Annotated in this window: 18 protein-coding genes and 1 tRNA gene; 9 read left to right on the top strand and 10 right to left on the bottom strand. The window is 38.8% G+C overall.

Annotation, left to right across the window (positions count from 1 at the left end; all coding sequences use genetic code 11):
* Nucleotides 1-50 precede the first annotated feature (50 nt).
* Nucleotides 51-806, bottom strand: coding sequence for a glycosyltransferase family 25 protein (locus FTU12_RS11940; protein ID WP_180022427.1), 756 nt, complete (start codon nt 804-806; stop codon nt 51-53).
* A gap of 101 nt (nt 807-907) precedes the next feature.
* Here FTU12_RS11940 and FTU12_RS11935 point away from each other — a divergent pair, with 101 nt between their 5' ends.
* Nucleotides 908-1792 (top strand): hypothetical protein, encoded by an 885-nt coding sequence (locus FTU12_RS11935; RefSeq protein WP_180078744.1) that lies wholly within the window; start codon nt 908-910, stop codon nt 1790-1792.
* 1 nt (nt 1793) lies between these two features.
* On the opposite strand, the gene FTU12_RS11930 is transcribed toward FTU12_RS11935, so the two are convergent.
* The 8 genes from FTU12_RS11930 to FTU12_RS11895 form a co-directional block, all read right to left on the bottom strand.
* A complete protein-coding gene (locus FTU12_RS11930; protein ID WP_168378744.1) occupies nt 1794-2786 on the bottom strand; it encodes a glycosyltransferase in 993 nt (330 codons plus the stop codon).
* 2 nt (nt 2787-2788) lie between these two features.
* The gene (locus tag FTU12_RS11925; RefSeq protein ID WP_168378743.1) at nt 2789-3442 is read right to left on the bottom strand and encodes a YrbL family protein; all 654 of its coding nucleotides are present in this window, start codon (nt 3440-3442) and stop codon (nt 2789-2791) included.
* On the bottom strand, nt 3426-4445 hold the full coding sequence (locus FTU12_RS11920) for a glycosyltransferase (RefSeq protein ID WP_168378742.1): 1020 nt from the start codon (nt 4443-4445) through the stop codon (nt 3426-3428). The genes FTU12_RS11925 and FTU12_RS11920 overlap by 17 nt, the downstream gene beginning before the upstream one ends.
* A 171-nt stretch (nt 4446-4616) precedes the next feature.
* Complete coding sequence (locus FTU12_RS11915) at nt 4617-6095, bottom strand: phosphoethanolamine transferase (RefSeq protein ID WP_180114448.1); 1479 nt, start codon at nt 6093-6095, stop codon at nt 4617-4619.
* An 87-nt stretch (nt 6096-6182) separates the two neighbouring features.
* The gene (locus tag FTU12_RS11910; protein ID WP_180114447.1) at nt 6183-7076 is read right to left on the bottom strand and encodes a mitochondrial fission ELM1 family protein; all 894 of its coding nucleotides are present in this window, start codon (nt 7074-7076) and stop codon (nt 6183-6185) included.
* An 83-nt stretch (nt 7077-7159) separates the two neighbouring features.
* Nucleotides 7160-8086 (bottom strand): branched-chain amino acid transaminase, encoded by a 927-nt coding sequence (locus FTU12_RS11905; protein ID WP_078191262.1) that lies wholly within the window; start codon nt 8084-8086, stop codon nt 7160-7162.
* 18 nt (nt 8087-8104) lie between these two features.
* Nucleotides 8105-10864, bottom strand: a complete 2760-nt coding sequence (glnE, locus tag FTU12_RS11900) for a bifunctional [glutamate--ammonia ligase]-adenylyl-L-tyrosine phosphorylase/[glutamate--ammonia-ligase] adenylyltransferase (RefSeq protein ID WP_180114446.1) — start codon at nt 10862-10864, stop codon at nt 8105-8107.
* Nucleotides 10865-10956: 92 nt separating this feature from the next.
* Complete coding sequence (locus FTU12_RS11895; RefSeq protein WP_180114445.1) at nt 10957-12258, bottom strand: sensor histidine kinase KdpD; 1302 nt, start codon at nt 12256-12258, stop codon at nt 10957-10959.
* Between the two features lie 1122 nt (nt 12259-13380).
* Here FTU12_RS11895 and FTU12_RS11890 point away from each other — a divergent pair.
* The gene (locus FTU12_RS11890; RefSeq protein ID WP_180114444.1) at nt 13381-15615 is read left to right on the top strand and encodes an NADP-dependent isocitrate dehydrogenase; all 2235 of its coding nucleotides are present in this window, start codon (nt 13381-13383) and stop codon (nt 15613-15615) included.
* A 192-nt stretch (nt 15616-15807) separates the two neighbouring features.
* Nucleotides 15808-16107, top strand: a complete 300-nt coding sequence (locus FTU12_RS11885) for an HNH endonuclease (RefSeq protein ID WP_168378735.1) — start codon at nt 15808-15810, stop codon at nt 16105-16107.
* Between the two features lie 261 nt (nt 16108-16368).
* Here FTU12_RS11885 and FTU12_RS11880 read toward each other — a convergent pair.
* Nucleotides 16369-16455, bottom strand: a tRNA-Leu gene (locus tag FTU12_RS11880).
* 180 nt (nt 16456-16635) lie between these two features.
* Here FTU12_RS11880 and queA point away from each other — a divergent pair.
* The 6 genes from queA (at nt 16636) to yajC (ending at nt 21972) form a co-directional block, all read left to right on the top strand.
* Nucleotides 16636-17676 (top strand): tRNA preQ1(34) S-adenosylmethionine ribosyltransferase-isomerase QueA, encoded by a 1041-nt coding sequence (gene queA / locus FTU12_RS11875; RefSeq protein WP_180114443.1) that lies wholly within the window; start codon nt 16636-16638, stop codon nt 17674-17676.
* 21 nt (nt 17677-17697) lie between these two features.
* Entirely contained in the window at nt 17698-18726 is a 1029-nt protein-coding gene (locus FTU12_RS11870) for a hypothetical protein (protein ID WP_180114442.1), read from the top strand.
* 54 nt (nt 18727-18780) lie between these two features.
* Complete coding sequence (locus FTU12_RS11865) at nt 18781-19347, top strand: LemA family protein (protein ID WP_180114441.1); 567 nt, start codon at nt 18781-18783, stop codon at nt 19345-19347.
* 81 nt (nt 19348-19428) lie between these two features.
* Nucleotides 19429-20325: a DUF4303 domain-containing protein gene (locus FTU12_RS11860; protein WP_180114440.1), complete on the top strand. Its 897-nt coding sequence runs from the start codon at nt 19429-19431 to the stop codon at nt 20323-20325.
* Between the two features lie 80 nt (nt 20326-20405).
* Nucleotides 20406-21536: a tRNA guanosine(34) transglycosylase Tgt gene (gene tgt / locus FTU12_RS11855; protein WP_078194179.1), complete on the top strand. Its 1131-nt coding sequence runs from the start codon at nt 20406-20408 to the stop codon at nt 21534-21536.
* A gap of 106 nt (nt 21537-21642) precedes the next feature.
* A complete protein-coding gene (gene yajC / locus FTU12_RS11850; RefSeq protein WP_078191271.1) occupies nt 21643-21972 on the top strand; it encodes a preprotein translocase subunit YajC in 330 nt (109 codons plus the stop codon).
* Nucleotides 21973-21978 lie beyond the last annotated feature (6 nt).

Here is a 21978-nt window from a genome sequence, read left to right as displayed (position 1 = left end):
ATAAAGTAGGATATAATTTTATAAAAACAGAATAAATTATTCGTATTCAATCATTTATACTTACTTAAGAATATTTTCAGAACTTTCTTTTTATATTTTTTAACATAACTTTTTTTCTTATTTTTTATTAACTGAATCTGTTCTCTTTCCTTTTGTAAATAACTATCTGTAACTGCATCTATTAGAGGCGGATGATCAAAAAGGTAAGAGGCATAAAAATTTACATATGGATATTTTACAATCACCCCTCCCCATTGATCACATAATTTGGGTGATTTGTGATATTGGAGTAAAATTTCAGCCATCTTACGATCTAAAACATAAGCATATGTAGAGGTCATATTTTCAATAAATAAAGGATGGATCTTTAATATATTTCGCTCAAATATTTTTTGCTCAATAAATCTACCATACACATTTTTAGCACAACTGAGTTGAATACCACCTAAGCTAAGAAAAAATGTAGAATTTAAGCTCAATTTTTCTATATGTGAATAGAACTCATCAAAATCAATCTCACTTAATAGTGAAATTGCATCATCTTCAAATACAAATGCCAAATTAGCATCTGTATCTAAAAAGTCTTGATAAGCTTTTAAATGAGACAGTGTACAACCTAATTCACCTGGCGTTAAAGGTCTACTTTTTCCTAATACCCCCAAATGAAAATACTCATCAACTGTTAATTTTTTACCAACTACCCCAATTTTATTAAATGAACTTGAATTTCTAAATATTCTTTGCTTAAAAAAATCTACTAGTCGTTCACTATTTTCTTTCTCGATAGAAATCACATATTTTTTCATGAACTGATTAAAAATAAATGCTAAATTGATAGCTAAATCATATCATTTGTATGTCTAACTATTCAATTGTTAGAGAATCTTAATTAAAAATAGAGTTATATATGCGGTTTATTGTTAAAAAATGGTTTTCATTTCTACAAAAAAAAAGAGAGTTAAAATTTAACTCTAGATGGTACCTACGCTTTGGCCAACTACAGTTGCCTTTTGAACCCCAGCAAATTCTATCCTTACATGAAATTCATGCACCTGAAGGGCACGTTTATGCCGATCCATTTATTGTAGAAGAAAATGGACGTACATATATTTTTATTGAAGAAGTTTCACCTGAGCATCCTGTTGGTTATTTATCTGTCATGGAAGTTTTTCAGGACGGTCAATACAGTCCACCTACTCCAATTATTCAGTGCTCTTATCACCTTTCTTATCCTTGTATATTCAAACATGAAGATATTTGGTACATGATTCCTGAAAGTGCAGCCAACCAAAGTATCGAGTTATGGAAATGTACAAATTTTCCATATTCTTGGGAATTTGATCGTACATTAATAAGTCATATAAATGCTGCAGATACTACACCGTATTATCAAAATGGAATGTGGTATCTATTTACCGCGATTAAAAATCAAAAATCAAAAAAATATGGTAATGAACTCCATATTTTTTACAGTGAGAATCTACTGAGTAGTGATTGGCAACCACATCCTCAAAACCCAGTTAAAAAAGGCATTGTGCAATATCGCCCAGGTGGTCACTTGAGCATGATCAACAATAAATTAGTCCGCCCATCACAGGACTCTCTGAAACGCTATGGTGGCAGCTTAGACCTCAATGAAGTTACAAAACTTTCTCCAGAACACTACGAAGAGAAATTTTGGATGAAATTAGATAGTGAGTGGCACCCGAATGATAATGGCTGTCATACCTTTAATATTTTTAACCAACATATTGTGATAGACGCAATTCGTGAAACCCCTAAAAAACTTTAACTTAATTTTGATACAAATTTTCAGTTTGCTGCAACATTGATTCAAATTTTAGGTTTTGCTCTGCTTTTATAAATGCTGCTTCGAATAGAGGGAGCATTTCAGCTCTAGGTTTTAATTCCCTCGATATCAAGTTCGCCATCTGTTCACTCGAATTCGGTTCACAGATAAACTGCCCATCAATAAAGTCAGGCACCATCCCAACATCAGTCGATAGAGTTGGTACGTGACTCAATAGAGCTTCAGCCAAAGTAATAGGACCACCTTCTTTTAAAGAAGAAATTACGAAGCAATCTACCTGAGCAAGTAAATCAGAAATATCTGACCGAAAACCCAATAGTTTTACACGATCATTTAAGTTAAGTTGGTCGATCTGAGTTTTCAGCGATTGGTACTGAGTCCCATCCCCTACAATCCATAATTCAGCATTGATATTTTTCCAAGCATCAATCAGGATATGAAAGCCTTTCACTGTTTCCAATCTACCAATCGCCAAGGCAATGGTAGGCTGATTTTCACATTTCACTTTATTATTAATTTGATTAATATCTTGATCTACACCATTCCAAATCACATGAACTGATTTTGAAATCGGAAATTTTGCTTTAATTTTCCCACTCACAGCAATGATGTCATCAAACGCCATGAATGGTTTTAAATTACTTTTCATCCCATGTACGGTGACAATCTTTTTACAAGAAAACTGCTTTAACCACGGTGCTAAAATACTTGCTGCTTTACTTGCCTGAACATGTAAAACGTCTGGTTGAAGTTGCTTTATTTGTTTAACTAACGCATAAATGAGAAACGGATTCCAGCGACTTCTAGAAAAATCAAATGGATGTAGTGTGATATGACCACTTAGTTTTTGTTGATAGGAACGATCTGCAATTAAATGAACTTCATGACTTTGCGCCAATCCACGACATAAATCTAATGTATGTTTTTCCAACCCCCCCATACCACCATTCGTTGCCATGACCTGTACAATTTTCATGATTACTCCGACTTCATATTTTTTTGTATCAACTGCTTGAGACGCTCTGCACGGCGACGAAGTTTTTTATGCATTAAGAAATCAGACCAATAAGACCATGGAATAATCTCCTTACTCTTTAATGTTGATTTAACATCAATACATTTTAATCTAAGTCCACCTCGATGATGTTGAACAACTAAATTACCCGAGTTTAAATCAAATAGTGGAATATTATGTTGAATTAGCCAATCCGTTAACTGATCAATCGAGTGACATACAGCCTCTATATTCAATGGTATTTGATGCTTGAGATAATGATGAAGACTAAGCGATACCTCACCTTGCTCATCCCGAATTAACTCACAACTAAGAATTAGTTGTGCATGAACAACTTCTAACTTCAAACAAGAGGCAATAAATTGATGTAATTCATGCTCATCAATACGTCTTTTTAAACGCTGATATGCACTCCATTCAATGTAATTTTCATTAAACCGATAAAAATGAGCGCTTAAAAAGCGTTGGATTTTTTGGCGAAAATTCTTAATTTGACGTTGTTCTGGAGGTAAATCTATTTTTAAACACACCTGAGGATCGGAAGGTGAAATCACGCAATAACGATTTGCTCCCGCCCCCAAATACTCTGCTGACTCTAACTTAGCAACTGAAAACATGATCCTTCCATTCATAGTCTTCGGTATAAGGCTGTGAGAAAATAGTCTCTAACATGAACTTTGTGACACGTTTTGAACTATAGCTAGAATGCGTTCTGTTCCAACCAGCTTCAGCAATCACTTTTGCTTCCTCGGGATGATTCACATAATATTGAACCTTATTTGCTAAATCATCAACATCACTAAAATACACCACTTCTTTATCTGAAAATAACGTCTCAAATCCAGGAATATGAGGTGTGAAGGTCAATAACCCATTACCTGTCAGTTGTGTAATACGATCTGATGTATATAAATCTAATGAATTCGCACGTGAATAGTTTAAGCCCATACGGGATTGACTTAAAACTTTAAAATATTCCGCACCAAAAACTTTTGGATCTTCATCAAAACCGCAATAACGTGTAGGAATATGTTTAATTTTTTGTTGCAAACTACGAATAAATTGAGTACGTTCCACATCAGAAGATGAACCACAAAAGACCAATTCATTCACAAATTCATTTTTTTCAAAATTTTTTAGACTATCAACAGCATCCAGACTCATATTTGGCATATAAGCCACTTTATTGCCATTTCCTAAAGTCTTTAATAACTCACCACTTGTGGTGACAAAAATACAATCTAAATAAGGCGACCATTCTTTAATAAAATTCGCTTTCTTATCTACGCAAATCCAATCAACATACCAAAATGCTACTTTCGTTTTGGGATATTGTGCTTTAACTTGTTTTAACGTTTCCGTACTCAATAATGATGAATGGCCTATTAGGATTAAATCTGGTTCAAAATTTTTTACAACTTTTAATACTTCTTGATTTGCCCATTTTTTACCAACTTTTTTAGTGCGCCAAATGGTGCCATAATAAGCCATATCATGAAAAGAGAAGTCATAAACATGATGACCATTTAAAATCAAACCTGCCGAAATTTTTCTGTCTGTATTATAAAATTCAGCCCCAGATTTTTTAAAAGCAAAATTATTGATATGTAATATTTTCATAAGTTAACTCTGCAATCATATTTTAACATAATTAAAATTTCTTTCTTAATCTTACCTGGGTAATTCAATTATAAATAACCTCTAACAACAAATTAAAAGTGATTTATCAATTCTGCTAAGACTTACAAATAAAACAAAAAAAATCAATTCATTTTTATTTTTTGCTGTAAATCATTGCGCTTCGCTTTCATTTAATTTTTTATATGGCACATAATCATCCCAATCAAAAACGGTGACATTTTGATTGTCTTCGATATTCGCCAACGATTTTTTAGGATCTAATAATGGTGTTTTCACCCCCAATAAATCTGCATAAATATGCATATAATCATAGGCACTCACAGTCTTGTTATAGTGGTTTTTGGCCTGCGCATCGCTACGTAATACAAAAAATGGAACCTGATAATTATCTTTAAATTCATTATCTACATGATATGAATCTTCATCCACGGTCATACCATGATCAGAAAAATAGGTCACACTGAAACTACGCTGATCAGCCTTCAAAGAGGTATATATCTGTTCTATAAAGTGATCCAACTTATTGATCGAAGATAAATAACAATTAATCGTTTCAGGTTTATTCGCATACATACGTGGTGCCTTAAACAGACGTTCACAAGCATCCGGATGTGAACCCATCATATGAATAAAAATTACATTTTTTTGATTAGCATATTTTTTTAACTGGGCCTGTAATATTTCGACCAATTTGTCGTCATCAATATTACTCGACATATAGTTACCACTTTTCAGAAAAAACTGATGATCGGCATGAATCGCAATTTTAGAAATTGCCGTATCATTTTTCCCCATAAATCCCTGATTTGAAATCCACATGGTGTTATAGCCAGCTTGTTTTGCAAGCGTCACCACATTTTTTGCAATTTGAGGTTCACGGTTTTGATCGACCAAAGTCAGCGTTCGAGTCAGACTGGTTACCGTATTTGGTGCTGTCGCGATGTAATGATCTACAACATCTAGTGGCATCTGATTTAAAAAAGGCGTGGTATCTTCTTTCGCACCGTAAAGTGATAAATGATCTCGCTGAACACTCTCACCAATGATAATCACTTGATTATCATAGCTAGCATTCACCTGCTGAATTTGCCAATCGACATCTTGCACATTATCTTCAAGGAGCTTGGCCTCTTCTTGTTTATATTTAACCGTCGCCAGTGCAGTTTGAACACCAAACACACTGACGCCGTTAGCAATAAAGATAAGTGCCAAAATCAGCTTGCGATAATTTCCCTGATTAGCTTGATTAAAAAATAAAATATAAAAACAGAGACTTAAAAAAATAATTAAGGCAAAAACAATATATTTAGGATTAACTACAGATAAAAATTCAAAGGCTTCATTGGTATTGCTTTGGAACATCGATGCCACGATTCCCAAAGACATGTGCCCTTGTAAGAACCCCGTCCCACTTGCAATATACAAGCTAATGACAAAAAACAGCGCAAGGAAAATGTACTTAAAAATACGACTATGTAATTGTTTTACAGCAATGAAAAAAAACGTACTCGAAAGAACCAAAACAAAGAATAAAGGAGCATCTTTGATTTCAGATAAATAGTCCCAAAAACCTAAGCCAATACAAAACCCAATCGAAAGTAAAAGCGGAAACAAATAGGTTTTTAGCATGACCTGACAACCCTTTAATATTATTCAAACATTGTCTAGTTAGACTGAAATGTTGGTAGAAATTTTTCGTCGGGTATTATCTATACTTTAGGGACCGAGTACAATCTTTTTGGCGATACGGTCAGTTTCTTTAAATTCGGTAGCGAGATTCAAATCAGTTAAAGTGGTCTGTAACGACACCAAACCTTGTTTTAAAATTTCATCTACAGACTTGGTAATCCGATCTTCCTTCAACCGATCCACTTCAATCACCCCGACTTTACAACCCGCGGTGAGAGCCTCGTAAATCATTGAAACACTATCTTCAGTTACCCAAACCGCTTCGGCTTTTTGCATTTCTTCAAAAATCCAACCTTGCGGGGTGTCTTCAACTGGGAAAATCTGTACTTTTTCAATATTCTTTAACTGTTTTAATTCTGCTAAAAACGCTTGTGGTGTGCGCCGTGAAGTGGTCAAAATGATTTCTGAATTTGGATTCTGCTCGACTATCTGTTCAATTGCATGAAGTACTTTAGCTGCATTCCACTGATGGCGTTTTGACGAGCCACCCAAAGCGATCAGGATTCGACCATGCTGATGCCGCTCCTCATTCACAATAGGATTTAACGCACCCTGTGTGGTCAGTACTTTATTTGATGCCTGAATACCATCGTGCTGTGGAATTACTGCATAATCAAACCATGCAAACGGCAAGCTTGGCTTCATTAAAATAATAGTTTTGGCTTTGTTATACACTTTGCCTAACAGCCATACTCGAAAATGTGTATGGCTGCCGACGCCAAAAATATAAGTTGGCTCGTGTTCTACGGCATGAAGCTGATGGCTAAATAGCGCAGAAATAAGTGTCACTATAGGCAAATCATCAATTGAAATTTCTTGAAATGTGACTGCTTCCTGAGATTGGCGCTGCATGGCTTTAAATAAACCCAAAGCTTGTGAGCGATGTCCTGCTTTACCATCACTGACATAAACAATATGCATAGTCACTTTCCCAAAAATTCAATGTCTTCAAGCCAATAAAAAAGGCGAAACTTAGTTTCGCCTTTTCATCTTAACCGATCAGCTTATTTTACGTAAGTTAACCAGTGCGCATATTTAGGGTCTTTACCCTGAACCGCATTAAAGAATGCAGTTTGGATTTGCTCAGTGATTGGACCACGACAACCTTCACCAATTTGACGGTCATCATATTCACGGATTGGCGTCACTTCAGCAGCAGTACCTGTGAAGAATGCTTCATCAGCGATATAGAATTCGTCACGTGTAATACGACGTTCAACCACTTCAAAACCAAGGTCTTTCGCAATCGTAATAATGGTTTGACGGGTAATACCATCAAGTGCACCACCCGCGATGTCAGGAGTATGAATCACGCCATCACGAACTAAGAATACGTTTTCGCCTGAACCTTGACATACATAACCTTGTGGGTCGAGTAACATTGCTTCGTCATAGCCAGCATGTGCCACTTCTTGGTGTGCAAGAATGGACAAAGTATAGTTACCAGATGCTTTTGCTTTACACATGGTCACGTTTGGATGATGGTGCGTAAATGAAGACGTTTTAACACGAATACCCTTCGCCATAGCTTCATCACCAAGGTAAGCACCCCAGCTCCATGCAGCAACAACGGCATGAATGGTATTGTCAGTTGCTGCGATACCTAATTTTTCTGAACCAATAAAAATAATTGGACGTAGGTAGCAAGAAGCCAATTTGTTTTCACGAACCACATCAATTTGAGCTTGTTCTAATGCTGCATGATCAAATGGGACTTTCATTTGATAAATTTTTGCAGAATTCAATAAACGCTTAGTGTGTTCTTTTAAACGGAAAATAGCCGTTCCATTCGGAGTTTCATAAGCACGGACGCCTTCAAACACACCCATGCTGTAATGCAATGTATGTGTTAATACGTGAGTTTTTGCCTCACGCCAGTCAACCAATTGTCCATCTTGCCAAATAAAACCATCACGATCAGCCAAGTTCATGGCACACACTCCAAATTTTTATACACAGTCATTTTTATCCAATGCAAACGTTGCAGTTGGATCAATTAATCTTTGCCATAGCTTGCAAACGACCACTCGGGTATCGTGCCAATCGTCAGCTGAAACTTGCATGGATTGATTCGCAAGTGCTAAACGGTGGCTCTCGGCTCGTTCACGGAGATAAGCTTGAATCAATGCTGTCGCATCGGCGCTGGATAAGCAATCCGTTCTTGCGGCATCCTCAAGGATTCGTACGTTGTCAGAGTAATGGGCGAGATCGGGATTCGACCCACTCCATGCTAATACTGCATACTGTGCCATAAATTCGATGTCAACGATACCACCTGCATCTTGTTTTAAATGAAAAATTCCTTCTTTTTGCTGCTCTTTAGAAGAACCTAGATGGTCTTTCATTTTTTTGCGCATTTTGAGCACTTCTGCACGAACATTGTTCTCATCTCGTGGCTGAGTCAAAATATTGCAACGCAAGTTTTCAATTTCAATCCGCAAACTGTGCTCACCTGCAATCGTTCTGGCACGTACCAAAGCTTGATGCTCCCAGACCCAAGCATTTTTATGTTGATATTGCTCAAAAGCTTTTAAGCTAGTCACCAATAACCCCGCCTCTCCCGAAGGTCGTAAACGTGTATCCACTTCATACACTCGGCCATCTAGGGTTTGCGTGGTCATTAAGGACATAAATTTTTGTGCAACCCGCATGGCAAATTCAAAGCCACTAATTGGTTTCTGTCCATCAGTATCGGCTTGTTCATCCATATAGTGAATAAACACCAAATCCAAGTCCGAACCATAACCCAGCTCGATGCCACCCACCTTGCCATAGCCAATTACCGCAAAAGCCGTGTGATCAATCGAACAACGTTGCCCTTCTGCATCGATTGGATAGCCATGTTTTTTGGCAACAATTTGATATGCCAAATGCAAGGTTGCATTCACAGACACTTCAGCAATATCGGTCAATGCATCCGATACTTTCATCAACGGGCTTTCGGCCAAAACATCACTAGCAGCTACTGCTAAGACATTGGATTTTTTAAATAATCGAAGAACACGCATCTGATCTTCAACTTGATCAATTTCAATTCGAAGCAGTTGTTGACGTAGAGAGTCTTCTAAATCTTTACGCTTTGGCAGCTCAAAATCCATCGATAAAAACTCATCCAACAGCACGGGATAATGCGTCAATTCTTCGCAGATCCAAGGACTCACTGTTGCCATTTTCACTAATCGTTGTAATGCCCCTTTGCTCTCAATCAGCATCACCAAATAGACCGTACGGCGCAGCACCGACTCTACCAAAGGCATGAGACGTAGTAAGGCTACCTGAGGTTTATCTGACTGTAATATCGCTTCAATGAGATGTGGCCAAAAAGTTTTTAAACGCTGTACAGCTTTGGCAGGTAATTTTTTCAGCGCATGCCCATACCAAAATTCGTGAATTAAATTTTTGGCATCATCATCTAAAACATCATTTAACTGTGCTTCTAAATGACTAAAACTTTCTAGTAATGGATCGGGTTCTTTTTCTTTAATAAGATGTTCAAACTGGTAAATGACTTTGGCACGTTTCTGATTGAGCACATTCAAAAAGTCATCCCAGGTTGCAAAACCTAAAGTATCTAAAATGCGCTGGCGTGGTTCAGGCTCATGTGGCAACGATTGGGTTTGCTGATCATTGAGTGCTTGAATCGCATGTTCAATACGACGTAAAAATAAATACGCATCTTCTAAATCAGCAACCGCGGTTTTTTCTAATAATCCAACTTCACCTAAATGATGCAGACTCACTAAACATTGACGGTCTTGCAGCTCGAGTTTTGAACCTCCATAGATGAGCTGAAAAACTTGAACAATAAACTCTACTTCACGAATTCCGCCTGCACCGAGTTTAATGTCATCTTCGATATTACGACGTAGCACTTCACGTTCGATCATGGCTTTCATTTCACGCATGGCTTCGAAAGCGGTGTAATCAACATATTTGCGGAAGACGAAAGGTCGGGTCATTTCCAGTAACTCGGCGCCTTCTTTACCGCCCGTGACGATCCGTGCCTTAATCCAGGCATAGCGCTCCCATTCGCGTCCATGCTGGCTTAAATATTTTTCTAATGCCGCATGACTGATTGCCAAGGCAGAACCATCACCCCATGGGCGAAGGCGCATATCTACACGGAAGACAAAACCATCTGCGGTAATATGGTCAAGCAAGTAAATTAATTTCTGGCCCCATAAAATACAGAACTGCTGTACATCGATACATTTTCGACCGTTGGTTTCACCCTGTTCATCAAAGGCAAAAATAAGATCAATATCACTTGAAAGATTAAGTTCCTGCGCACCCAGTTTTCCCATGGCAACCACAATCAGGTCTTGAACTTTCCCCTTATAGCTTAGCGGTTCGCCATATTTCGCAATCAACGGCTTTAGTGCAAAATCTTTTGCCGCACAGATGGACGCATCGGCAAAGTCTGAAAGCTCTCGAGTTAAGGTGACGACATCGGTGAGTTGATTGGCATCTTGCCAAATCCAACGGAACATGAGGCGTGCGCGCAGCACACGAATTGCACGCATCCAGCTATTTTCATCTTGGATATCAGCGAGGCTGCTTGCGACAAAATGTTGAATTTGTGCTGTACTGAGCGAGGTTTGAAACTGATCAATTGCATAGTCTTGTTCTAAACTGGCCTGATGGATTCCGAGCACCTGTTCAGCATATTGACTGGCACGTAATGTTTTCTGCAATTGCTCCGCATTCATTTCACAAACCCTAGCGTGATTTTTTTCTAGTTATAACAGTTGATAACGCTTAGGGAAAAGTATTTTTAGGCTTTTATACCAATAGACGCACTTTAAAGTTCGCTTAAGGTCGCATCTTTTAAGGTCGCATCTTTCTGTGCACTGCTGCTCTCGGTATTTAGGGTTTGATGCAGGCTCGTCGCCTGTGGCAACCAGACTTTAAATTGTGTGCCTTCACCTTCTTTCGAGTTCACCACAATTTCACCCTGATTTAAGTCCACAAAACGTTTACAAAGGACTAAACCCAACCCCGTACCACGTTCTCCTGCCGTACCTTTAATACTAACCGTCAGTTTTTGCTGAAATAAATCATCAATCTGAGCTTGGGTCATCCCCAATCCAGTATCTTGAATAGTGAATAAAATCCGTTCGCCATCTCGTTCGGCAGAAATCGTCACCACACCTCTACCATCGGTATGGGTAAATTTCAATGCGTTTGACACCAAGTTTTGCATCACTGATGTGATCATATTGATATCTGCATTGACTTTAATGCCTTCAGGCACGGCATTGATCAGTCGAATATTTTTCTTCACAGCCAAGCTATTTAAAACATCACTGACGATTTTTGCAGACTGATGTAAATCAAAATTAATCGGGTGATAAACAAAGCGACCACCTTCTGCCATGGCCCAGTTCAACAGGCTTTCTAAGAGGTTATACGTCGATTGTGTGGTGTCATATAAATAGTCTGCAATATTTTGCACACTCGAATCATCTAAGGTATGACGCTCCTGTGCCAAAACTTCAGAAAATCCAAGTAGACCATGAAAAGGTGCTCTTAAATCATGCGCAATAATTTGGAAAAATTTAGTCTTACTAAAATTAAGTGCCGACTGCTGTTCATAGGCTTCTTTTAATTCAGCATTTTCAACGCGAAGCTGAATAATATTGACTAGACTTTGTACAAATTCTTCAACGATCTTTAATTGTTTGGCTTCAAATGCAGTGACTTGATCATCAAACAAAATCACTTTACCAATAGAGTCTTGATCATATTTTAAATCGAAAGCGACTAGACGCTGATGCCCTAATCCAAGTTCTTGCATATAGTTGGAATAAGCTTGGTAATTTTCAGCGTCTCGGTCTATACGAGAATGTTCAGCAAAAAACTGATCTAGACGATCATCATCAGCTTCGGCCATAAAGGCCTTAAATATGTGCTCTGACGCATACCATATATAAGGTTCATTTTTAAATGCGAGGACAGCATTATCGACTTGCACAATACCACGCGCAAACTTTAAAAATTCTGCAATGCGGTTGTCGTCCGTATAAACCCCCATCAATAAAGACAAACGACAGGCAGTTAATAATTCGGTTTGTGTACCAATATCCAGTAAACGTAAAGCCATCCCGTTGCTCTCCTCAGGGTTTATCTTAAAGATAAAAACCAACTGTTCTGTTCAAGATTAATAGCAAAAATAGCCCAAACACTCAATAACAAAACCCAACAAAAAAACAAACATCATTTACGAATGCGCTATTTAATCGAACTTTCATCCAATTAGAAAATAAAAATATCTATAAAGAACATAACATTAAAGGTAAAACAAAAATTAAAACAATAAAATTAGAAACTTAAATTAATTTAAATTTTATTGACTGTTTATTTTAAATCGTACTTTTCGCGTTTTATTCAAACTAAAAACATGACCAAAAGAAATATTCACTTACATAAGACCTAAAAAACTGGGTTTAATTTTCTTTAACTACATCACAAAAAATAGTGAGTTTTATGACTATTCTATGACCAGATTGCTCATCAGGATGCTCGTTTCAGTCAGCTACACTAAATGAATCTATTATTAATCTTTTCTATTAGACTAATTTATTAGTTTTTATCAGTTGTGTGTGTCATTTGAGCATTAAACCATACTTGCTCGCTTTTACTTTATTAAACTGAGCTAAAGATTCGTTTCATGCTTCTAATGCACATGAACTCATTCACCCAAATGACTGAAGCTGAAAAAGTGCCATGCCTTATTCATCAGATATATAAGTTATCGCATAAACATTCCGCGAGCCTTCAAAGTCAAACGGAGCATCAAACTCACGTCGTTCTTTAATAAAGTCCACAATCCTGACTAATTTTCGAACTTCCGCACCAAATCTACACCTAAAAGTTAAGGCATTCGGTTTGACCTATCAAATGCTTTGCTTTACAACTAAAACTTGAACGAGCCATAAAGAACAGATCAGCCCCCAAAAAATGATATAAATTTAATTGTTCAATAGCTTTAAGCTATGAATAACAAGCTTTCAATATTTCCCTTCTCGGTTTTGCGCTAAAATTGGGCGTCAAACTGCACTTCTTTTGTATCATTTTTCTACGAAATGACCACATCACAGGATCTTGCGTTGACTGAAAAGCAATGAACCCCGATACTTTCATAGTTTTATTTAAGCAAATCGGTTCATAGAGGCGAGCCACAAGCTCGAACCTCAAAGACACAATCTAAAGCAAGGGGCTATATATGGCTGGTGGAAAGTCAACTATCATCTACACACTGACCGACGAGGCGCCATTATTGGCGACTTACTCTCTGCTGCCGATCATTGAAACCTTTACTAAACCTGCTGGCGTTGAAATCGTTAAACGCGATATCTCAGTTGCAGCACGTGTACTCGCTGAATTTTCAGACTACCTAAGCGAAGAACAAAAGGTGCCAAATAACTTGGCAGAGCTTGGACAATTAACCCAAGATCCAAGCACAAACATTATCAAACTTCCGAACATCAGTGCTTCAGTTGGCCAATTAACTGCTTGCATTAAAGAATTACAGTCTAAAGGTTTTGCAGTTCCGAACTACCCAGAAAACCCAGCGACTGAGGAAGAAAAAGAAATCAAGGCGCGTTATAGCAAATGCCTAGGTTCTGCTGTAAACCCTGTACTTCGTGAAGGTAACTCTGACCGTCGTGCGCCTACTGCAGTAAAAAATTACGCGAAGAAACATCCGCACTCTATGAGCGAATGGAAACAGTGGTCACAAACTCACGTTTCTCACATGGACGAAGGTGACTTCTACCACGGCGAAAAGTCTATGACTTTAGACCGCGCTCGCAATGTAAAAATGGAATTGATCACTAAGTCTGGTGAAACTGTTGTTCTTAAGCCTAAAGTTGCGCTTCAAGACGGCGAAATCATCGACTCAATGTTCATGAGCAAAAAAGCACTTTGCGACTTCTATGAAAAAGAATTAGATGATTGTAAAGAAGCAGGCATTTTGTTCTCTCTACACGTAAAAGCGACCATGATGAAGGTGTCTCACCCAATCGTTTTCGGTCACTGTGTGAAGATTTACTACAAAGATGCATTCGAAAAACACGGCAAATTGTTTGATGAGTTAGGTATTAACATCAACAATGGTATGTCTGGTCTTTACGAAAAAATTGAAACTCTTCCGACTTCTCTTCGTGAAGAAATCATTGCTGACTTACATGCTTGCCAAGAACACCGTCCTGCACTTGCAATGGTTGATTCTGCAAAAGGCATCACTAACTTCCACTCACCTAATGACGTAATTGTAGATGCATCTATGCCCGCAATGATCCGTGGTGGCGGTAAAATGTGGGGTGCTGACGGCAAACAGTACGACTGTAAAGCTGTAATGCCTGAATCTACTTTCGCGCGTATCTACCAAGAAATGATCAATTTCTGTAAATGGAATGGTAACTTTGACCCACGCACTATGGGTACTGTACCTAACGTTGGTTTGATGGCGCAAAAAGCTGAAGAATACGGCTCACACGACAAAACTTTCGAAATCGCTGAAGCGGGTGTTGCAAACATCACCGACCTAGAAACTGGTGAAGTGTTGATGTCACAAAACGTGGAAGAAGGCGATATCTGGCGTATGTGCCAAGTGAAAGACGCTCCAATCCGTGACTGGGTGAAACTTGCTGTGACTCGTGCACGCAACTCAGGAATGCCTGCGATCTTCTGGCTTGACCCGTACCGTCCACACGAAAACGAACTCATCAAGAAAGTTCAAACTTACTTGAAAGAGCACGACACTACTGGTTTAGACATTCAAATCATGTCTCAAGTACGTGCTATGCGTTATACACTTGAACGTGTTGCTCGTGGCCTAGATACAATTTCTGTAACTGGTAACATCCTACGTGACTACCTAACAGACTTATTCCCGATTATGGAATTGGGTACTTCTGCGAAAATGCTTTCTATCGTGCCTCTAATGGCTGGTGGCGGCATGTACGAAACTGGTGCGGGTGGTTCTGCGCCTAAACACGTACAACAACTTGTAGAAGAAAACCACTTACGTTGGGATTCTTTAGGCGAGTTCTTGGCGCTTGCTGTTTCTCTTGAAGAAATGGGCATCAAAGAAGACAACGCGAAAGCTAAACTTCTTGCAAATACGCTTGATGCTGCGACTGGTAAATTGCTTGACAATGACAAGTCTCCATCACGTCGTACTGGCGAACTAGACAACCGTGGCAGCCACTTCTACCTTGCTAAATACTGGGCTGAAGAACTTGCTGCGCAAGACGAAGATGCAGATCTTAAAGCGAAATTCGCTCCTCTTGCTCAAGCTCTTGCTGACAACGAAGAAAAAATCGTTGCAGAACTTGCTGAAGTTCAAGGTAAAGCTGCGGACATCGGTGGTTACTACGCTGTAGATACAGCGAAAGTAAATGCTGTAATGCGTCCAAGCGCAACTTTGAATGCTGCTCTTGATGCTGCTCAATAAGTTGATGCAAAACTAACTTAAGTTAGTGATGTAAAAAAACCAGCGCTTCGGCGCTGGTTTTTTTATACCCTCATTTATATAGTGTTATGACAACTCTTTCATTTAATACTTTGCTCTAAATTTTATGAATGTGATTTATCAAAGGTTAGGATTTTTCATTCAACTACAGCCATAAAATAAGGAAAACCTAAAATGGCAAATTCATGGGGAATACCAAAGCACATAGAAGATGCGGTCTCGGAGCGAGACCTGTGCTGTGTATATTGCGGCAAAAAGTTTGGCACTGAAAGAGCCAACAAGAAGTCTTGGGAACACATTATCAACGATATAAGAATTACAACCTTAACCAATATTGCATTGTGCTGTGTTGGCTGCAATGCATCTAAAGGCAATAAAGACTTAGCAACTTGGTTCCACTCTGAGAATGCTCGAAAAAGAGGTGTCAACACTGAGACAATTGCAGATGTCATCAAAGTAGCTTTAGATAGTTAATAAATCTTTTAAATACTACAAGCCCTATAAGACACCCGATCAATCACATTTGATTATTGTATTGATCTAATAATTTAAGCTTAGCATCTGATTCCACCATGAGTACCCAAACAAAATTCAGGTACTCATTTTACGAAGTGACCACCTGATATGTAGCTAATGGAATCATTGAAAATTTTCTAGGGATTTGATATAAGTTATTAATTCTAGACATAAAAAAACCCTCAAGTCTTATAGTGCTTGAGGGCTTTTCCAAATATCTGGTCCCGAGGGTCGGACTCGAACCGACACATCATCTCTGATAGTGGATTTTGAATCCACCGCGTCTACCAATTTCACCACCTCGGGAAGGTGTTGAAACGTATAATAAACTGTTTCAAAAACTTGTCAACGCATGATGTTCTCATTTGATTAAAAATAAACCGTATAAGATTTTTTAGATGGATAATCCATCAATTTCAGCGTTAAAACCCAAAAAAGCTTATACTAAGCCAAATTTCATTATCCCCCTTTTCAGATTTCTTAAACATGCAACTTTCTGACTTTAACTTCAATCTCCCGGACGAACTCATTGCCCGCTATCCGCTTGAAACACGTAGTGCATCACGCCTGCTCCATCTCGACATCAATGGTGAATATCACGACCATCATTTCACTGACATTTTAGACTTGCTCAATGAAGGTGACTTATTGGTACTGAACGATACCAAAGTAATGAAAGCCCGCTTGAAAGGCAAACGAGCAACTGGCGGTGCAGTTGAAGTCTTGGTTGAACGTATTCTTGACCCAAAAACCGCACATTGCCACATTAAAGCCAGCAATACGCCTAAAGAAGGTGCGGAATTATTTATTGGTCCAGACGAAGTTAAAGTGACCGTTCAAGGCCGTCATGAAAACTTATTTGTTGTGGAATTTTCACAGCCTATTTTACAAGTTTTAGATTTATACGGTGCTTTACCGATTCCGCCTTACTTTAACCGTGAAGCAGAAGCGATTGATACCGAACGTTACCAAACTGTTTTTAACGATCCGACCAAATTGGCTTCAGTTGCAGCACCAACAGCAAGCTTACATTTTGATGAAGCGCTACTCAAAAAATTGGCAGACAAAGGTGTGAATAAAACCTTTGTTACCTTGCATGTGGGTGCAGGCACATTTTTACCCGTACGTACCAATGACATTGAAAATCACATCATGCACAGCGAATGGTGTGACGTGTCAGAAGAATCTATGGCTTTAATCCGTGAGACAAAAGCACGTGGCAATAAAGTCATTGCTGTCGGTACTACAGCGACTCGCGCGACTGAAAGTGCCGCTCAAGCTAATGGCGGCGAACTCAAGGGCTGGACAGGTGATACGCAAATCTTTATCTACCCTGGTTATGAGTTCAAAGTGGTCGATCGTTTAATTACCAACTTCCATTTACCTGAGTCTACCCTGCTCATGTTAGTGTCAGCGTTGTCTAATCGAGACAATATTTTGAATGCCTATCACCATGCCGTCGAAAGCCAATATCGCTTCTTTAGTTATGGTGATGCGATGTTAATTGATAATATTAACCATCAATAATCATGCGATGACTTAGTCCCCATGCCGATCGATTCTGTAAAGCACTCCATCCATATTCGTCGTAAGAAGAATGCTGCGGTTTTTCAGAATATTGCTCGGCTATGGGATATAGGCCGAAACGCAAAAACACACCAAGAGCTCCTCGATGGACTGCATCCATGGAATGCACCCATTACGCTCAAATTTGAAAATTTACTGCCGCTGGCTTTAGCCGCACTGGGTATCGGCTTCATGCTGTTTATTGTGATTCAGCCCGATCATGGCTGGGCACAGCTTTGCTTTGCTGCGGGATTGGTCATGGTGTTTTGGGCGTATATCAGCTATGAAAAAGATGATCCGATCGAAGATGTAATTGCATTTTTAGAAACCGAATGCATTGCAAAAAAATACCAACTGGCCTTTAACCGACAGCCTGAATACATTTCGATGCCACTGAATAATCTACAATTTATTGGCAATCTTAAACGTATGTTCCCCGTGTTTAAGCAAGGCAGCCTTTCGAATGATATTCAGACCTTTGCGAGCACCGTTTGGGAAGATGAAAATCAGCAACAGCATCAGGTCATGGTCTTTCATTATCACTATGTGAATGAACTGAAAGTACGTGACAAAGACGGCGCTGAAGTCACGGTCAAAGAAATCCATAAAGACCTGTGGGGTGTATTCGTTTTTGATATTGGCATCCATGGGCTTGCCGTATCTGCAACAGGCAAAAACTTTGGCTATCCCTATAGTTTTCCTTGGCACAGCAGCGATATTCAAACCAATCAAAAATTAAAGTTTTATGGCGATAACCAAATGGAAATCGCTAAATTACTCAGCCCGAGCTTTGTCCTCCGACTGGCGGATTTTTTTCAAAACCGTGAAGGTGATCTGCTATTTCATCCGAGCCACCGAATAATGTGCTATCTTGGCTCTACAGATTTATTTAAAGTCAGTAGTAAAGCAAAACGAATTCAGGATGTTTCTGCATTGCGTGGACATCTCAGAACCTTTAAATTAAATGCTTTAGAAAATTTGAAAAACGACTTAACGCAGTTTTTAAAATAGATTTCATACAATAATGTTTTAAACTACGACCTTTTATCTTGAGGATAAAATTTTATGGGGCTTTTGATCTTTGTTTTAATCATCATTGTATTGGTGATTGGCGCAATCATGATTCGCAACAACATTGTCCGACATCACAATGCAACCATTCGTGCATGGTCAGATGTAGCTAGCTATGAACGTCAAAAAATCAAAATTTTAGATGGATTACAGCCTTTGGTTGAGCAATATTCCAATTTTGAACAAGGGACTTTGGCAAAAGTCACTGAACTCCGTCAAAACATTATGAATTTGAACGTCAATAGTACCGATGTCAGCCAATTACAGCGTATTGAAGCCTTAAATCAAGATCTGATGCGCAGCCTGAATGTTGTGGTTGAAAATTATCCTGAGCTCAAAGCCAATGAAATTTATCTGAAAATGATGAATGAAATTGAAGAACAAAACGAAAATGTCGGTGCGGCGATTACTATTTTTAACCGCAACGTTGAGTTGTTCAACAACCACATTCAAGTGTTTCCTAACAATATTATTAATACGCTATTGCTGAGTAAAAAAGCGGTTCGCCCTTTCCGCGATCAAGCTGCCAGCCAAAATTTTGATTATCGTCCGAACTTTTAAGTTCGGGCTTTAATGCACAAAAGTAAAAAAAATAATGATGAGGTGATCAAGCACCTCCAAAACTAGAAAGAAAAATAAAATATGCAAAATCAAATTAATGCACTGAAAAATGTGCTGATTCAGGAGTTTTTCAAACTCTATGAGCAGCACCAAGACGACCATATTTACGCATGTACATTGGCGTTCAATCCCTATTTATCCATAGACTATATCGCAGTCTCTACGCAGCGTAGTATTTTTGCCGAAGATGAATATTCTGCTCAATATCTTGCAGCGCATGATCGATGGAATGTGTCGAAATGGCGCTATCGTAGCCTACTGGCTTTAAGTCAAGACTTGGCGCAGTTCAAACTGACATCTGTAAATGAAGTGGGCCATTTAAACCTTGATCCATCTTCTATAAAAATTACGATAAAGTCTGAATCGGCTAACCATCTTTCAATCTTGCTCAATGCCATACAACAAACAAAATTCGACTTGGTTCAGTCCTACGGCATAGAACTGGACAATATTCTGTTTTTTATCACGGTCCCGACACAGCCCGAAATAGAAATTTATTCAGCTCAGGTTTTAAATCCTCCAAGTACACAACTTGACGATTTTCTCAAATCCAAACAACCCCTCAAGCTCGACAGTTTACCCAAGCGTATGAAGCTGTCTCAGTATGATAAAGACCTGCTGATTGATTTGGCTCAAATCGTTGAAATACACCCTTATAACTATTTACATGTAGCCAATGAAGTCTATCTTTTAAGCTTAGAAAAAAGCTATGCAACCACGAATCCTTATATTCAAAAGCTTATTGACAGTATCGTGGCCATGACATCGGACCCGAAAGGTACATTTGCGATGGAAAAAGAAGAAATTTTGCAGCGAATTAACCAGTTCTATTTTAATGCCAAGAGTTCAGATGAAGCCTTGTCACAAGAAGCGATCTATAAATTTACAGACTTAACACCCGACAAAGCTAGCGTTTAACCGCAGAATCAAGGAAAATAGAGCACTTTTAGCACTCTTACCATCAGCGAACTGTTTTTTCGCCTTGATCTGGACCTTGTATGAAGTTTGAAAAATTGGCGCAATCGGGCCGTGCTCGTCGCGGCCGTTTAACCCTTGAACATGGTGTTGTTGAAACACCTATGTTCATGCCTGTCGGTACTTACGGTACTGTAAAAGGCATGCTCCCACGTGACATTAAAGAAATTAAATCCCAAGTTATTTTGGGCAATACCTTCCATTTATATCTTCGCCCAGGCCTAGATGTCATTCGTGAACATGGTGGTTTACACCAATTCATGAAATGGAATAACCCGATTTTGACAGATTCAGGCGGTTTCCAAGTCTTCAGTCTTGGCGCTATGCGCAAAATTAAAGAAGAGGGCGTGACTTTCCGCTCTCCGATTGATGGCTCTAAAGTCTTTTTATCTCCTGAAATTTCGATGGATATTCAGCACACACTGAATTCAGACATCGTGATGATTTTTGATGAATGTACGCCTTATCCTGCGACACATGAAGAAGCGCAAAAATCACTGCAGCTTTCATTGCGTTGGGCGAAACGTTGTAAGACTCAACATCATGACGTGCTGAAAAACCGTAATGCACTATTTGGTATTATCCAAGGCGGCATGTATGAAGATTTACGTGATGAATCTTTAAATGGTCTGAAAGAAATTGATTTTGATGGTTATGCCATTGGTGGCTTGTCTGTTGGCGAACCTAAAGAAGAAATGATCAAAGTATTAGATTATCTTCCAGAGAAAATGCCTGCGGATAAACCACGTTACTTGATGGGTGTCGGTAAACCAGAAGATATCGTAGAAGCAGTTCGTCGCGGTGTCGATATGTTTGACTGTGTGATGCCAACTCGAAATGCACGTAATGGTCATTATTTTGTGACTGACGGTTTAGTGCGTATTCGCAATGCCAAATATCGTCATGATCAAAGTCCGCTTGACCCACATTGCGACTGCTATACCTGTACAAATTTCACCAAATCTTATCTCTTCCATCTTGAGAAATGCGGCGAAATGCTCGGTTCGATGCTCGGTACTATTCATAACTTACGTTATTACCTGCGTCTGACTGAAGCGATGCGTGATGCTCTCGATCATGGCACTTTTGATGAGTTTGTTGAAGACTTTTATCGTCGTCGCGGCATGGAAGTGCCACCTTGTCCTCAAGATTAATTCTTTCAGCATTTGCGCTGAAGAAAAAGACAAGGTAAATTGCTGAACAAGTCCAATTTATTTATCAAAGTATTGATAACCAGTTTTTTTAGTTTAGGAAAATGAAATGAGCCTTTTTATTTCTACTGCTCACGCGGCAGGTGAAGCTGCACAGCAACCGAGCATGATGGCAAACCTGTTGATGATTGCGGTATTTGTCGCAATCTTCTACTTCTTGATCTGGCGCCCTCAATCAAAACGTGCAAAAGAACATCGTGCACTAATTGAAAGCCTAGGTGTTGGTAGTGAAGTTGTTTTTGCGGGCGGTTTAATGGGTAAAATCACAAAAATCGAAGGTGATTTTGCAGTTGTTGAACTGAACCGTGGCGTAGAAGTAAAAGTACAACGCGCAAGTGTGATTTCAGTTCTGCCTGAAGGCACTCTAAATAACCTTTAATCAAAA

The organism is Acinetobacter sp. YH12063, from assembly GCF_013419715.1.
Classification (GTDB): Bacteria; Pseudomonadota; Gammaproteobacteria; order Pseudomonadales; family Moraxellaceae; genus Acinetobacter; species Acinetobacter amyesii.
This window is presented reverse-complemented; position numbering and strand designations above follow the sequence as displayed.

Bases quoted from the DNA above. Each gene is read 5' to 3' on its own strand.
- FTU12_RS11940 (WP_180022427.1), bottom strand. From the start codon at position 806: ATGAAAAAATATGTGATTTCTATCGAGAAAGAAAATAGTGAACGACTA.
- FTU12_RS11935 (WP_180078744.1), top strand. From the start codon at position 908: ATGCGGTTTATTGTTAAAAAATGGTTTTCATTTCTACAAAAAAAAAGA.
- FTU12_RS11930 (WP_168378744.1), bottom strand. From the start codon at position 2,786: ATGAAAATTGTACAGGTCATGGCAACGAATGGTGGTATGGGGGGGTTG.
- FTU12_RS11925 (WP_168378743.1), bottom strand. From the start codon at position 3,442: ATGTTTTCAGTTGCTAAGTTAGAGTCAGCAGAGTATTTGGGGGCGGGA.
- FTU12_RS11920 (WP_168378742.1), bottom strand. From the start codon at position 4,445: ATGAAAATATTACATATCAATAATTTTGCTTTTAAAAAATCTGGGGCT.
- FTU12_RS11915 (WP_180114448.1), bottom strand. From the start codon at position 6,095: ATGCTAAAAACCTATTTGTTTCCGCTTTTACTTTCGATTGGGTTTTGT.
- FTU12_RS11910 (WP_180114447.1), bottom strand. From the start codon at position 7,076: ATGCATATTGTTTATGTCAGTGATGGTAAAGCAGGACATCGCTCACAA.
- FTU12_RS11905 (WP_078191262.1), bottom strand. From the start codon at position 8,086: ATGAACTTGGCTGATCGTGATGGTTTTATTTGGCAAGATGGACAATTG.
- glnE (WP_180114446.1), bottom strand. From the start codon at position 10,864: ATGAATGCGGAGCAATTGCAGAAAACATTACGTGCCAGTCAATATGCT.
- FTU12_RS11895 (WP_180114445.1), bottom strand. From the start codon at position 12,258: ATGGCTTTACGTTTACTGGATATTGGTACACAAACCGAATTATTAACT.
- FTU12_RS11890 (WP_180114444.1), top strand. From the start codon at position 13,381: ATGGCTGGTGGAAAGTCAACTATCATCTACACACTGACCGACGAGGCG.
- FTU12_RS11885 (WP_168378735.1), top strand. From the start codon at position 15,808: ATGGCAAATTCATGGGGAATACCAAAGCACATAGAAGATGCGGTCTCG.
- queA (WP_180114443.1), top strand. From the start codon at position 16,636: ATGCAACTTTCTGACTTTAACTTCAATCTCCCGGACGAACTCATTGCC.
- FTU12_RS11870 (WP_180114442.1), top strand. From the start codon at position 17,698: ATGCCGATCGATTCTGTAAAGCACTCCATCCATATTCGTCGTAAGAAG.
- FTU12_RS11865 (WP_180114441.1), top strand. From the start codon at position 18,781: ATGGGGCTTTTGATCTTTGTTTTAATCATCATTGTATTGGTGATTGGC.
- FTU12_RS11860 (WP_180114440.1), top strand. From the start codon at position 19,429: ATGCAAAATCAAATTAATGCACTGAAAAATGTGCTGATTCAGGAGTTT.
- tgt (WP_078194179.1), top strand. From the start codon at position 20,406: ATGAAGTTTGAAAAATTGGCGCAATCGGGCCGTGCTCGTCGCGGCCGT.
- yajC (WP_078191271.1), top strand. From the start codon at position 21,643: ATGAGCCTTTTTATTTCTACTGCTCACGCGGCAGGTGAAGCTGCACAG.